This window comes from Zobellella iuensis, assembly GCF_016746085.1.
GTDB lineage: Bacteria > Pseudomonadota > Gammaproteobacteria > Enterobacterales > Aeromonadaceae > Oceanimonas > Oceanimonas iuensis.
The window spans coordinates 63,933-76,977 of sequence record NZ_JAERTZ010000026.1 but is presented as its reverse complement, the minus strand read 5'-3'; the positions used below and the strand labels follow the sequence as shown (position 1 = coordinate 76,977).

The window sequence follows — 13,045 nt, the reverse complement described above, 5'->3', positions numbered from 1 at the left end:
TTGATGATGTTTTCTCCGTTTTTCTGTCATAAGGCTGTCATGGCGGGGGCCGATACTGGCGCTCTTGTCTGCTGGACTAGGCCATCGTCATGGAGCCGCTTCCCAACACCCAGATTGCCCATATCACCGAGACCCTGCGCCGCCAGATGGCGGCCGGCGCCCTCCCGTCCGGGGCCAAGCTGCCCGCCGAGCGGGAGCTGGCCGCGTTGTTCGATACCACCCGCATCACCCTCAAGGACGCCCTGTCCATGCTGGAGGCCGAGGGGCTCATCTACCGGGAGGAGCGGCGCGGCTGGTTCGTGTCGCGCCCGCGCCTGGTCTACAACCCGGCCAGCCGCTCCCACTTCCACGCCCTGGTGGAGTCCCAGCGCCGCCGGGCCGAGACCCGGGTGCTGGGCGCCGAGGTGGTGGTGGCGTCTTCCGAGCTGGTGGCCGAGCTGGAGCTGGCGCCGCTCAGCCCGCTGTTTTGCATCCGCCGGGCCCGGCGCATCGACGACCGGGTGGTGCTCCATGTGACCCATTTCCTGCGGCCACATCTGTTTCCGGGCATAGAGCGCCAGGATCTGAGCCAGTCCCTGACCGAGCTCTACCGGCGCGAATACGGGCTGGAGTACGGCCGCTCCCGTTTCGACATCTGTCCCACCGCGGTCCGGGGCGAGGCGGCCCGGGTGCTCAACCTGGCCCCGGGCAGCCCGGTGCTGGCGGTGACCCGCATCAACTACGATCAGTTCGGCCGGCCGCTCGACTGCGACCGGGAAATCTGGCGCCACGACGCGGTGCGCATCCGTATCGACAGCGACGAGTGTCCGTCGTCCCTGAGTGTGCCGCTGCGCTCGGCGGGATAGCTCCGGGCGGGTTAGCCCCGGGCTGGATAGCCGATCCGGTGCCGGAGGGCTTGAAAGAGGGAGCAGGGATTGCCTCTGCTCCGCGGTCACCGCACACTGTCTTACTCGTGACCAACAGGCCGGCCCGCCAGGAGCATGCCGTTTGACCCCCTTGAAGACAGAGGCCTTCGCCGCCTTGCGCCGGACCCTGGACCGTTATCACCCGCTCGGCGACCAGAGCTGGGCGGCGCTGCACACCGCCTGCAACTACCGGGAGCTGCGCAGGCATGAGCTGCTGTGCCGGGCCGGCGAAACGCCGACCTCCTTCTCCTTTGTCTACCGGGGCCTGTTCCGGGCCTTCGTGCTCGACGAGAAAGGCAACGAGTACAACAAGGCCTTCTTCGAGGAAGGACGCTTTCCCGGAGCCATGACCGCCCTGCTGCGCGGTGAGCCGTCGCGGGTGACCCTGGAGGCGCTGGAAGCGGCGGTGGTTATCGACATCTCATTCGCGAGTTTCCGCCGTTTGCTGCACCGGCACCACGATCTCGCCCTGTTCCAGATCCACTACCTGGAGCATCACTGGCTGCTGGACAAGGACGCCCGCGAGATAGAACTGGTGCAGGAGGAGGCGGCTGAACGCTACCTGCGCTTTCTGCGCGACTTTCCGGCCCTGGCCGGGCGCCTGCCTCTGTACCATATCGCCTCCCACCTGGGCATCACGCCCACCCAGCTCAGCCGCATCCGCAAAAAAATCGAGGGCACTCAACCTATGTAAAGGAAGCCGGCTCCGGCTCCCCCTATGCTGGCGGACACCGGGCGGCCATCGGGGTTCGCCTGCCTGTCGGGAGTCAGTCGAATGAACATTATCAGCGCCCTGCAATGGCGTTATTCGGTCAAGCGGTTCGCACCGGAGCCGGTGGCACCGGCGCTTTTGCGCCAGCTGCTGGAGGCCACCGGACTCAGCGCCTCGGCCTTTGGCCTGCAGCCCTACCGGCTGCTGCTGGTGGAGTCGCCGGCCCTGCGCCAGCGCCTGCTGGCCCACTCCATGGGACAGCACAAGGTGGTGGAGGCGCCGCACCTGCTGGTGCTGGCCGCCGATGTGGGGCCGGATGAGCGGTTGGTGTCCCGCTACCTGGCGCGGCTGGCCGAGGTGCGCGGGGCCGACGCCGCCGCGCTGTCGGCCATGTCCGATCACTACCTGAGTTTCCTGGCCGCCCTGTCCCCGGGGGCGCGGCGGGAATGGGCCCACCAGCAGGCCTATATCGCCCTCGGTACCCTGCTCGCCGGCGCCGCCCTGCTGGGCATCGACAGCTGTCCCATGACCGGCATAAATCCGGCCGGCTACGACCGGGAACTGGGGCTGGCGGAGCAGGGGCTGGCCACCACCGCCATCTGTACCCTGGGTTATCGCCACCCTGAGGACGCGCAGGCCGGGCTGGCGAAGGTGCGCCTGGCCTACGACGAACTGGTGCGGCGGTACTGACCATGAGCCTGTTACCGGTACTGGCCCTGCTGGCGGGCGCCGCCATCGCGGTGCAGGCCGGCCTCAATGCCCAGCTCGGGGTCCAGCTGCGCCATGTGCTGCTGGGCTCCACCATCGCCTTCGGGGTGGCGGCCGGGGTATCCCTGCTGGCCAGCCTGGCCCTGCCGCGAAGCTGGCCGGGGCCGGATACCCTACAGGCGGTGCCGGGCCACCTCTGGTTCGGCGGTGTCCTGAGCGCCCTGGGGGTGGGCCTGTTCTATTTTCTGATCCCGCGCATGGGGGTGGGACCCATGATGTCCTTCGCCCTGACCGGCCAGTTGGCGTTGGCGCTGCTCGTCAGCCACTACGGCTGGTTCGAGCTGCCGGTGCGGCCGCTCACCCCGCTGAAGCTGCTCGGGGCGGTGGCGTTGGTGGCGGGGGTCATCCTGATAAACCGGGAGTAAAGCATGAATGATACGCAGTTGGACAAGGCCAATATCGACAACCTGACCGCCCTGTGGCGGGCCATGGGTTCCGAGCCCGGCGGCATGGCTGGCCTGCAGGCCAGCCGGGGCTGGCCGCACCGTTTCTGGTTCGATTGGGACCATCAACCGGAGCTCAAGGGCCATGAACTGGCCCGGCTGCCGCCGAGGGCCATGGTGCCGGTCTGGACCGCCGGCTCGGCGCTGGAGCGGGCGCTGACAAGCCAGGGCTTCGGCCTGGTGCTGGAGCAAAGGGCCATGCATTTGGCCGTGGACGGCGAGGGAAGTAGGCCGGAAGGCGGCTTGCGGTTGAGCCGGGTGCTGACGCCTGCCCAGGCGGAGTGCTGGGCGGCGCTGTGTGGCCGGGCCTTCGGCTACGAGGTGGCGACGGCGACCGTCCGTCGCCTGCTCGGGGCGGACGGGGCCTGCTTGCTGTTGGCAAGCCGGGAGGGCGGCCCGGTGGCCACGGCGCTGTTGTTCCACACCGGGGAGGTGGTGGGGATTCACCAGGTCGGGGTGGTGCCGGAGCACCGGGGCCAGGGCATCGCCCATGAGCTGATGTTGCAGCTGATGGCCCTGGCCCGGGAGCAGGGAGCCCGTTACCTGACCCTGCAGGCTTCCGCCGCCGGGGAGGGGCTCTATCGGCGGTTGGGCTTCGTTCCCCGCTTTTCGTTCAGCAGCTATAGGCGCGGCTGAGCGGGATTCAGGGCAGCAGCTCGGCCAGGGGGAGGCGGCTGCGGAACAGGTTGGTGCCGCCGCCTTCCCGGCTCAGGTAGATAAAGCCGTCCTCGCCCAGGGTGACGCCCTCGAACTGGCCGCCCTCGCTCAGTTGCCAGCGCCGCCCTTGCGCCTCTTCTACCCGGCCTTCCCGCACCGGGTAGAACCACAGAAAGGCGCGCCTGTCCAGCCAGTTGCGGCTGTAGCCCAGCAGCAGCAGGGTCCGGCTGGCGGCGTCGTACTCGGCGCCGGTCACCAGCATGGCGGTGGCCAGCCGCTGCCGCTCCACCAGCGGCGCCTCGCTCCCTTCCGCCGACAGTTTGTAGAGGGCGCTTTCTTCGTCCAGCCAGCGCTTGGTCAGCAGCCACAGCTCGCCCTCCACCCAGGCCAGGGCCTCGGCGTCGAAGTTGTGCTGGTGGCGGGGCGGCTGGAAGTTGCTCTGCTCGGCGTAGGCCACCGGCAGGCGCTTTTGCAGTTGCAGCGCATCTTCCGCCAGTTGCAGCCGGTATACCGCCAGATCCCGGCGGCGACCGCCGTTGTTGCCGATATCGGCGAGGTAGATATGGCCGCCGTGCACCGCGATGTCTTCCCAGTCGTGGTTGGGGGCCGGCACCGGCCACACCCGGGTGATGGTGCCATCGGTTTCCAGCCTGAACAGCTCGGCGGCGTTGCCGCTGTCGTTGTGGCTGAGCAGGCCGCCCTGCCAGGCGGCCAGGCCCGAGCTTTCCGCCAGCCGCGGCGAGAGATCGGCCAGGGGCAGGAGGTCGAGCCGCTCGCCCTGGGCGAGGGCGCAACCGGCCAGCCAGCAGGTGAGCAGGGCGAGGGAGAGCAGGCGCATGGTGTTTCCTTGTTGGTCAGCGAGCTGTTGTTATAGCGGTTTTGCCGGGAAGGGCACAAGCCCGGGCGGGTCGGTTTCCGGTATTCCGGCGTCGCCGCCGCCCATGGCCGGGCGGCGGCGGTTGGTTAGCATAAAGGAGTATGGGCGAGCAGCAGTATCTGCTGTTATCTTTGAGCCCGGTGGTGGCGGGCGCTGGTTTTATTTTTAATGCCAGCTCAATCTTTGTGCGCAAAGCTGTTAAGCTGCCGGCCGATCCGATAATAACAATGAAGCAGGGGAAACCAGAGTGACCAGGGGTGTTGCGCTGTCGGTATTTTCGTCGCTGTTGTTCGCGGTGCTGTATTACTACGCCAGCCTGCTGTGGCCGCTCGACGGCGAGCAGATTTTCGGCTGGCGCATGCTGCTGACCCTGCCCTGCATGGGCCTCTTCCTGCTGCTGAGCGGGGACTGGCGGCTGGTGACCGGCCTGCTCGGCCAGCTGAGGCGACGGCCGCTGCTGTGGCTGGGCCTGCCGCTGTCGTCCGCCCTGGTAGGGGTACAGCTGTGGCTGTTTATGTGGGCGCCGCTCAACGGCCGGGGGCTGCCGGTGTCGCTCGGCTATTTTATGATGCCGCTGGCGCTGGTGCTGGTCGGCCGCTTCCTCTACCAGGAACGGCCGAGCCGGCTGCAATGGCTGGCGGTGGCCTGCGCCGCCGCCGGGGTGGCCAACGAGCTGTGGCGCGCCGGCGGCATCTCCTGGGAAACCCTGGTGGTGGCCGTTGGCTATCCGCTGTATTTCGTCTGGCGCCGCTTCCTGGGCAACGACAACCTGGGCGGGCTCTGGCTCGACATGGCGTTGCTGCTGCCCCTGGCCTGCGGCTTCCTGTTTGCCGCCGGGGCGCCCCTGGCGCCCTTCACCGAAAGACCCGTCTTGCCCTGGCTGGTGCTGGGCCTGGGGCTGGTCAGCGCCCTGGCCCTGATCTGCTATATCCTGGCCAGCCGGCGCCTGCCCCTGGTGCTGTTCGGCCTGCTCGGCTATGTGGAGCCGGTGTTGCTGGTGCTGGTGTCCCTGCTGCTGGGCGAGCGCATCGCCCCCGGCCAGTGGGCCACCTATGTCGCCATCTGGATGGCGGTGGGTCTTTTGGTGCTGGAAGGGGTCAAACGATTGTGGACCTTCAAGCGTTATCCTTTCAGGTAGGGGCGGGATGGAAGTGCTGCGACAACGCATCGAGCGCCAGGTGATGGGAGTGACCGGGCTGGCGCTGGGTGACATTGATTACGAGCACCCCAGGGGGGATCCCGGCCTGTTCGGCCCGGAGTCGGTGATCTGGCGGGTGCACGGCGACTTTACCGCCATGCTGTGCGGCGGTATCGGCGCCCTGATGCTGCAGATGCTGCATCCGCTGGCCCTGGCCGGGGTCTGGGAACACTCCCGCTTCCGGGAGGACATGCCGGGCCGGCTGCGCCGCACCAGCCAGTTTATCGCCGCCACCACCTTCGCGCCCCGGGCCGACGCCGAGCGGCTGATTGCCCGGGTGAAGGGCATCCACCGCCGGGTGACGGGGGTGGCGGCGGACGGCCGGCCCTATGCGGCGGACGATCCGGCCCTGCTCACCTGGGTGCACGTGGCGGAGGTGAGCTGCTTTATGGCGGCCCACCTGCGCTACTGCAATCCCGGCCTGAGCCTGGCCGGGCAGGACCGCTATTTCGCCGAGGCCGCCCGGGTGGCCGAGGCGCTGGGGGCCGCCGGGGTGCCCAAAAGCCGGCATGATATCGACCAGTACCTGCAACGGATGCTTCCTGAGCTGGTGTTCGATGAGCGCACCAAGGAGATCTTCCGGCTGCTGCTGGCCGCACCCGCGCCCAGTCCGGCGGCCCGGCCCCTGGTGGGGCTCTTGATGAAGGCGGGCATGGATCTGCTGCCGCCCTGGGCGCTGGTGATGAGCGGCCGGCAGTTGGGCGGGCTGGAGCGACGCGGCGTGCGCCTCGGCGTGCACGCCCTGGCCCTGGTGCTGCGTTGGGCGGTACGCAACGGCGCCTCCCACCGGGCACGCCGGCGCATGGGCCGCTAGAGCACCGATCAGTTTAAAAATCGGCCAATCAGCTATTTGTTGTCTGTTGCAACGTAGATAAGAGTCAACAGGGCCACCTCCGCCGACACGCCGCAAAATATGACACTCGCTGTTTCGGCCTGCTGCGAACATTCACTGGATGTTCGGTCAGGCCGAAACAGCTCGTCGCGGCGAGCAAGCTCGCCCCCTGTAGGCTCGCACCTGCCGGATGTCGCGGAAACCGCCGTATCATCGCTTCGCGATGCTGGCGGCGGTGCTAGGCGCTTCGCGCCCCCTGGCAGGTGACGGTCGGCGGAGGCCATCCCTGTTGCCTCTTCCAAGTTCCGGCGCCGTCTGAAGGTGGTGCCAACAGGCGGCAGCGGGGGCGATAGGGAGGACAAGGGGGACTGCTCCGCCGGCCCTCCGCGCCAGGGAGGGCGCGGCGGAGCCCCCAGGGACGGGTTCACGGCGTGCCGGAGGAGGAGTGCCCTTTGGCCGACAGCCTGCACCTCGTCAGAAGCCATCGACGCCTCCGACAAAGGGGTAAAGCGTTGCCTAAGTTTTAAACTATATGGTGCTCTAGGCCCACATCACGCACAGGGCCGCCAGCACGATAAGCAGCAGGCCCCAGTGATCCTGGCGACCCAGCTTCTCCCGGAAGTACCAGGCCGAGATCATCAGGGTGAACAGCACCTCTATCTGGCCCAGGGTCTTGACCAGGGCCACGCTTTCCAGGCTCATGGCGCTGAACCAGCCGATGGAGCCCAGGCAACTGCTGAGGCTGATCAGCAAGGTCAGCCCCGGCCGGCGCCAGAGGGCGGTGAGGCCGGCGGGATCCTTGAGCCCCAGCCAGAGCAGCAGCACCAGGGTCTGCAGGGAGATCACCAGCAGCAGTACCCAGGCGGCGCCGAAGGGAAAGGGCAGACCCAGCACCAGGCTGGCTTCCCGCACCCACAGCGAGGTGAGGGCGAAGGCCAGGCCGCTGCCCAGGCCCATCAGCAGGGTGGCCGGCGGGACGGGGCCGCCCACAGCCCGGCGCAGGCCGCTCAACAGCCACACCGCCAGACCGCCGATCAGCACTCCCAGCCAGCCCAGGGGCGTGAGCGGGGCGCTGAAGAAGAACACCCCCAGGGCCGCCGCCAGTATCGCCTCGCTCTTGGCCAGCCCCACGCCCACCGCGTAGTTGCGCAGTTGGAACAGCCGCACCATCAGGGCGGTGGCCAGGATCTGGCTAAGGGCCGCCGCCACTATGTAGGTGGCGAAAGGGAGGCTGATATCGGGCAGCGGCTGCTGGGGCTGCCAGCGGTAGAGCAGCCACAGGTAGAGGGCGGCGATGGGTCCGGCCAGCACAAAGCGCGCCAGGGTCACGGCGGTGGCGCCGGTCTCCTGGCTCAGCTGTTTCTGGAAGGCATTGCGCCAGGCCTGCATCAGGGCGGCAAACAGGGTAAAGGGGATCCACAACATCAATGGGCTCTGATTTAGTGATTTCTGATTCTTTTGTTTATTGACAATGTCCTGACCTTCCAGGCAAGTCGGCCAAAGGGCCAGCTCTGCCGACACGCCGCAATAGATGACACTCGCCCTTTCCGTCTGCTGCGAACATTCACTGGATGTTCGGTCAGACGAAAACGGCTCGTCACGGCGAGGCAAGCTCGCCCCATGTCGGCTCGCACATGCCATCCATGGCATATGACGGTCGGCAGAGCCGTTCCCTTTGACCGCCTGTTTGGGGCCGGGGGTTGTCTGTCTGGCCCAGCTCGTCGGTTGTCTATCGCCTGAGGAAAAGTACCGCAGCACTCAGCCCTTGCGGGTCTGCTGCTCTTGCTTGCGGGCCAGTTTTTCCGCCCGGTGCCGTTCGGCGGCCTTGACCGCGTCGCTGCCGATATGGGCCTCGCCCCGTGCGTTTGCCAGTTGCAGCTGGTGCTCGCGCTCGGCGTAACGGCGGCGCTGCTCCGGGGTCTGCCGGTCGTGGCAATGGGGGCAACTGACGCCGTGCTCATAGTGGGGGCTTTGCAGGTCTTCGGGGGCCAGCGGTGCCCGGCAGGCGGAGCACAGCTGGTAATGGCCCGGCTGCAACTGGTGATCCACCGTCACCCTGTTGTCGAACACGAAGCACTCGCCCTGCCACAGGGAGTCTTGCTCCGGCACTTCCTCCAGGTACTTGAGGATGCCGCCGTGCAGGTGATAGACCTCGTCGAAGCCCTGCTCCTTGAGGTAGGCGGTGCTCTTCTCGCAGCGGATGCCGCCGGTGCAGAACATGGCCACCTTCTTGTGCCGGGCCGGGTCCAGGTTGTTTTTCACGTAGTCGGGAAACTCGCGAAAGCTCTCGGTATGGGGATTGACGGCGCCCCTGAAGGTGCCGATCTCCACCTCGTAGTCGTTGCGGGTGTCGATCAACAGCACCTCCGGGTCGGAAATCAGCGCGTTCCAGTCCTTGGGCTCCACATAGGTGCCCACCACCCGCTTGGGATCTATGCCCTCGACACCCAGGGTCACGATTTCCTTCTTCAGCTTGACCTTGGTGCGGTAGAAGGGCTGTTCTTCGCTCAGGGATTCCTTGTAGTCGATGCCGGCAAAGCGCGGATCGGTGTCGAACCAGCCCTTGAGCCGGTCGATGGCGGCGCGGGAGCCGGCCACGGTGCCGTTGATGCCCTCGGCCGCCAGCAGCAGGGTGCCGCGGATCTGTTCGGCTTCCAGCAGGGCAAGCAGCGGCTCGCGCAACGCCTCGTGGCGTTCCAGGGTAACGAATTTATACAGGGCACACACAACAAACTGAGACATGCTTTCCTCCAGCGCCGGCCGTGCGCTGCTTGAACGGTGATTTCGCGCCCGGGGCGCAACAGGGCGGGGATCATAGCAAATTTATCCGGTGCTCTGCACCCGTATGCCGTCGGCCGCTGGCTCCCTTATGCCTTGTGGTCGGCCATGGCGAGCGTAACTGCCTATTGAATTTAAGGAGAAATATGCATGGGTGCATTCCCTGGCGGAATGCCCCAGTGCTAAGGTGGGCGCAGGAGCCCGTGCCATGGAGGCCAAGATGTACCGTCCCTTTAAAACCCTGCCGCCCCTCGACAGCCTGCTGTTTTTCGAGGCGGTGGCCCGCCACGGCAGCTTTACCCGGGCCGCCGCCGAGCTGTGCCTGACCCAGAGTGCGGTGAGCAAGCAGATCAAGGTACTGGAAAGCAGCCTGGGGCTGGCCCTGTTCGAACGCCAGCCCAGGGGCATCACCCTGACCCGGGCCGGGATGGCGCTGTTCGGTGAACTCACGCCGCTGTTGCAGCAGCTGCAGCGCAGCGTCGAGCGGCTGCGGGCCGCACACAACACCAGCAGCCTGACCCTGGTGTGCACCCATGCGGTGGCCCACTACTGGCTGTTTCCGCGGCTGGTGGAATTCAACAAGGCGTGTCCCGGGCTGGCGGTGCACGTCAACTCCACCAACGACATCAATGAATACAGCCTGGACGAGTGCGATCTGGGCATTCTCTACGGCGACGGCAACTGGCCCTCGCTGCGGGCGGAGCCCTTGTTCGAGGAACGGGTTTACCCCATCTGCAGCCGGGAGCTGGTGCTGGACGAGCCGGCCGACGTCGCCGGACTGCGGGAGCTGCCGTTGATCCAGCTCGACTCCTCGGCCTGGAACTGCATCGACTGGGCGGACTGGTTCCGCCATTTCGGGGTGGACTACCGGCCACCGGCCAATGTTCCGAGCTTCAACCAGGTGACCCTGGCGTTCAACGGCGTGCTGCAGGGCATGGGGGTAGGGCTGGGCTGGGATTTCATGGCGCGGGAACAGCTGGAGGCAGGCCTGCTCCGCCGGGTCGGCCCTTTCTGTTACGCCACCGGCCGGGCCGACTACCTGGTGCACAACAGGCACAAGCCGTTGTCGACGGCGGCGGAGACCTTCCGCTGCTGGCTGCTGGAAAATGGCTAGAGCACCGCTCAGTTTAAAAATCGACCAATCAGCTATTTGTTGTCTGTTGCAACGTGGAGAGAGTCAACAGGGCCACCTCCGCCGACACGCCGCAAGTACGTCCCTGTAGGCTCGCACCTGCCATCCCTGGCAGGTGACGGTCGGCGGAGGCCATCCCTGTTGCCTCTTTCAAGCTCCGGCGCCGTCTGAGGGGAGTGCCAGCAGGCAGCTGCGGTGCGATAGGGAGGACAAGGGGGACTGCTCCGCCGGCCCTCCGCGCCAGGGAGGGCGCGGCGGAGCCCCCATGGATGGGTCCACGGCGTGCCGGAGGAGCTGTGCCCTTTGGCCGACAGACTACACCTCGTCAGAAGCCATCGGAGCCTCCGACAAAGGGGGAAAAGCGTTGCCTAAGTTTTAAACTATATGGTGCTCTAGTCCCGCTTTTCCGCGTCCGGTTTGGCGGGCTCGAAGGTATGGAACAGGGTCCAGTAGCAGTAGAGGGTAACGCCGGTGATGATGATGCCCCACAGGTGCTGGCCGCTGAGCCATTCCCAGCCGGCCCAGAGGGCGCAGAACAGGGTGACGGCGATACGCCGCCACAACGGTTGGAAAAACAGCAGATCCTTTTCTTTCATGGCGGTGGTTCCCCGGTTCACAATCAGGGGCAGTTAACCATGGCCGGGCCTGGTTGTCGAATATTCGTTCCATTTTTGTGATCTTTGAAAGGATAGGCCATGAGCCAGAGCAACCTGAAGGACGCCATTCCCGCCCTGCTGCCCGAAGAGCTGATCCAGACCCTGGCCGGCAACGGCCGGGTGCGCATCGAGCGCATCGTCTCCCGTGGCCACAGCTCCCCCGCGGGCTTCTGGTACGATCAGCCCGAGCACGAATTCGTGCTGCTGGTGGCGGGGGCGGCGGAGCTGGAGCTGGAGGAACCCCACGAGCGGCGGCAGCTGGGCCCCGGCGACTACCTGACCATCGCCGCCCACCGCCGGCACAGGGTCAACTGGACCCATCCGGAGCAGGATACCCTCTGGCTGACGGTATTTTTTGCCGACGATACTGCACCGGCGTCAGGCCGAAGCGGCGCTTGAACACCTTGCCCAGATAGCCCCTATCCCGGAGGCCGACTTCCTCGGCGAGCAGGGCCAGGTCGTGGTGGCTGTGCAGCAGCCGCCAGGCCAGGTGCTGCAGGCGCAGCTCCTGCCAGTGGGCCCGGGCCGGGTGGCCGAAGCGGGCCATGAACAGCCGGTCCAGCTGGCGCCGGCCCACACCCACCCGCTCGGCCAGCTCCTCCACCCTCATGGCCGCGCCCAGGTACTGGCGCATCAGGGCCAGGGCGCGGCTCAGGTGACGACCGGTGCCGGGATCCGCTGCCCGGGATTTGAGCGGATGGCCCGGGCTGCGGGTTTCGTCCACCAGCATGTCCGCCAACCCCTTCAGGGCCCGTTCCCGGCCGCAGTGGCGGGCGAGCAGCTCGGTGGCCAGTTCGATGGCGGCGCTGCCGCCGGCGCAGCTGATGCGTTTGCCGTCCAGCAGGTACAGCTGCTCCGTGGTCATGGAAATGTGCGGAAAGGCGGTGGCGAATTCCCGGGCGTGGCGCCAGTGCACCGCCACCCGGTGCCCCGCCAGCAGGCCCGCTTCGGCCAGCAGGAAACAGGCGTTGTCGATGCTGGCAAGGTAAAGGCCGTGGGCCCGGGCCAGGCGCAGCAGCGCCCGGTAGCGCGGGGCCAGGCGCCGGCTCTGGCCCGCTTCGCGGCCGCCGAAGATCACCAGGTAGCGGTAGTGGGCCCAGTTCAGCTCCCGGGCCGTGACCTGGGTCGTGATGTCCACCCCGCAGCTGGCGGTCACCCTTTCCTCCGGCTCCAGTCCCAGTATCCGCCAGCGGCAATAGCGCTGGCGGCTGTGATCCTCGTCGTCGGCGGAAAAACGCAGCTTGTCGAGAAAGCCGCCGAAGGGCAGCAGGGCGAAGCCGGGCAGGGGCAGCAGCAAGAAACCGACGTCGGGGCTCGGCATGGAGGCTCCATATGTCCAAATATTCCCTTTTTATGTCTTATTTTTACGAAGAATGAAAGGGGGGAAAGCCGCATAATCGTGCCTAGCAACCCATAACGGAGTCCTACCATGGCATTGGATACCTGGCTTATCTACCTGGCCGCCAGCATCGGCCTTTCCCTCACCCCCGGCCCCAACGGCCTGCTGGCGCTGACCCACGGCGCCCTCTACGGGTCGGGCAAAACCCTGGCCACCATAGGGGGCGGCGCCCTGGGGTTCGTGGGGGTGATCGGGCTGTCGATGTTCGGCATCGCCTCGGTGCTGAGCCTGGCCGGGGAGCTGCTGCTGGTGATGAAGCTTGTCGGCGGCCTCTATCTGGTGTGGCTGGGGGTGCAGGTGTGGCGTTCGCCGGCACCGGGTGGCGGCATGGGGCAGCCAGGGGGCGAGGTGAATGGCTGGGCCATGGCCCGCCAGGGCTTTTTCTCGGCCCTGGCCAATCCCAAGGTCATGCTGTTTTTCGCCGCCTTCCTGCCCCAGTTTATCGACCCCGCGGCCAGCCTCTGGTGGCAGTTCGTCATCATGGCGGCCACTTTTGCCCTGGTGGAATGCCTGACCGAACTGTCTATCGCCGGTTTTGCCGGTCGGGTTTCCGGCTGGCTGCAGCGCAGCGGAAAGGGGTTCAACAGAGTCTGCGGTGGCCTCTTTATGCTGATTGGGGGCTGGCTGCCGCTCAGCCGCTAGCGAGGACGCGATGGGGCTCAAAGTTTCCGCATGAAGTGGTGGCGTG

The 13,045-nt window shown here is 66.7% G+C and carries 16 protein-coding genes; 11 read left to right on the top strand and 5 right to left on the bottom strand.

Annotation, left to right across the window (positions count from 1 at the left end; genetic code table 11):
• Positions 1-89 precede the first annotated feature (89 nt).
• The 5 genes from JKV55_RS14350 to JKV55_RS14330 all read left to right on the top strand — a co-directional run bounded on the left by JKV55_RS14350 (position 90) and on the right by JKV55_RS14330 (position 3,464).
• Entirely contained in the window at positions 90-845 is a 756-nt protein-coding gene (locus JKV55_RS14350; RefSeq protein ID WP_202087114.1) for a UTRA domain-containing protein, read from the top strand.
• Positions 846-987: 142 nt separating this feature from the next.
• Complete coding sequence (locus tag JKV55_RS14345) at positions 988-1,599, top strand: Crp/Fnr family transcriptional regulator (protein ID WP_202087112.1); 612 nt, start codon at positions 988-990, stop codon at positions 1,597-1,599.
• An 81-nt stretch (positions 1,600-1,680) separates the two neighbouring features.
• A complete protein-coding gene (locus tag JKV55_RS14340) occupies positions 1,681-2,307 on the top strand; it encodes an NAD(P)H-dependent oxidoreductase (protein WP_202087111.1) in 627 nt (208 codons plus the stop codon).
• Between the two features lie 2 nt (positions 2,308-2,309).
• The gene (locus JKV55_RS14335; protein WP_202087110.1) at positions 2,310-2,750 is read left to right on the top strand and encodes a DMT family transporter; all 441 of its coding nucleotides are present in this window, start codon (positions 2,310-2,312) and stop codon (positions 2,748-2,750) included.
• Positions 2,751-2,753: 3 nt separating this feature from the next.
• A complete protein-coding gene (locus tag JKV55_RS14330; protein WP_202087109.1) occupies positions 2,754-3,464 on the top strand; it encodes a GNAT family N-acetyltransferase in 711 nt (236 codons plus the stop codon).
• A 7-nt stretch (positions 3,465-3,471) separates the two neighbouring features.
• On the opposite strand, the gene JKV55_RS14325 is transcribed toward JKV55_RS14330, so the two are convergent.
• Positions 3,472-4,323, bottom strand: coding sequence for a hypothetical protein (locus JKV55_RS14325; protein WP_202087108.1), 852 nt, complete (start codon positions 4,321-4,323; stop codon positions 3,472-3,474).
• A 140-nt stretch (positions 4,324-4,463) separates the two neighbouring features.
• On the opposite strand from JKV55_RS14325, the gene JKV55_RS14320 reads away from it, so the two are divergent.
• Genes JKV55_RS14320 through JKV55_RS14310 form a run of 3 tightly spaced genes read left to right on the top strand, consistent with a single transcriptional unit; the run spans position 4,464 to position 6,374 of the window.
• Positions 4,464-4,613, top strand: a complete 150-nt coding sequence (locus JKV55_RS14320; RefSeq protein ID WP_202087107.1) for a hypothetical protein — start codon at positions 4,464-4,466, stop codon at positions 4,611-4,613.
• Complete coding sequence (rarD, locus tag JKV55_RS14315; protein WP_202087105.1) at positions 4,610-5,500, top strand: EamA family transporter RarD; 891 nt, start codon at positions 4,610-4,612, stop codon at positions 5,498-5,500. Before JKV55_RS14320 ends, rarD begins: the two co-directional genes overlap by 4 nt.
• A 7-nt stretch (positions 5,501-5,507) precedes the next feature.
• On the top strand, positions 5,508-6,374 hold the full coding sequence (locus tag JKV55_RS14310) for an oxygenase MpaB family protein (protein WP_202087103.1): 867 nt from the start codon (positions 5,508-5,510) through the stop codon (positions 6,372-6,374).
• A 558-nt stretch (positions 6,375-6,932) separates the two neighbouring features.
• Here JKV55_RS14310 and JKV55_RS14305 read toward each other — a convergent pair.
• Together JKV55_RS14305 and trhO are read right to left on the bottom strand one after the other, a co-directional pair.
• Positions 6,933-7,817: an EamA family transporter gene (locus JKV55_RS14305; protein WP_202087102.1), complete on the bottom strand. Its 885-nt coding sequence runs from the start codon at positions 7,815-7,817 to the stop codon at positions 6,933-6,935.
• 333 nt (positions 7,818-8,150) lie between these two features.
• Positions 8,151-9,134, bottom strand: a complete 984-nt coding sequence (gene trhO / locus JKV55_RS14300) for an oxygen-dependent tRNA uridine(34) hydroxylase TrhO (RefSeq protein ID WP_202087100.1) — start codon at positions 9,132-9,134, stop codon at positions 8,151-8,153.
• Positions 9,135-9,378: 244 nt separating this feature from the next.
• Here trhO and JKV55_RS14295 point away from each other — a divergent pair, with 244 nt between their 5' ends.
• Positions 9,379-10,284 (top strand): LysR substrate-binding domain-containing protein, encoded by a 906-nt coding sequence (locus tag JKV55_RS14295; protein WP_202087098.1) that lies wholly within the window; start codon positions 9,379-9,381, stop codon positions 10,282-10,284.
• Between the two features lie 410 nt (positions 10,285-10,694).
• Here the strand turns inward: JKV55_RS14295 and JKV55_RS14290 are convergent, their stop codons facing one another.
• Positions 10,695-10,898, bottom strand: a complete 204-nt coding sequence (locus JKV55_RS14290; RefSeq protein WP_202087096.1) for a hypothetical protein — start codon at positions 10,896-10,898, stop codon at positions 10,695-10,697.
• A gap of 99 nt (positions 10,899-10,997) precedes the next feature.
• Between JKV55_RS14290 and JKV55_RS14285 the strand changes: the two genes are divergently transcribed.
• Positions 10,998-11,357: a cupin domain-containing protein gene (locus JKV55_RS14285; protein WP_202087094.1), complete on the top strand. Its 360-nt coding sequence runs from the start codon at positions 10,998-11,000 to the stop codon at positions 11,355-11,357.
• On the opposite strand, the gene JKV55_RS14280 is transcribed toward JKV55_RS14285, so the two are convergent.
• Entirely contained in the window at positions 11,266-12,279 is a 1,014-nt protein-coding gene (locus JKV55_RS14280) for a GlxA family transcriptional regulator (protein ID WP_202087092.1), read from the bottom strand. The genes JKV55_RS14285 and JKV55_RS14280 overlap by 92 nt on opposite strands.
• Positions 12,280-12,387: 108 nt before the next feature.
• Here JKV55_RS14280 and JKV55_RS14275 point away from each other — a divergent pair, with 108 nt between their 5' ends.
• A complete protein-coding gene (locus tag JKV55_RS14275; RefSeq protein WP_202087089.1) occupies positions 12,388-12,999 on the top strand; it encodes a LysE family translocator in 612 nt (203 codons plus the stop codon).
• Positions 13,000-13,045 lie beyond the last annotated feature (46 nt).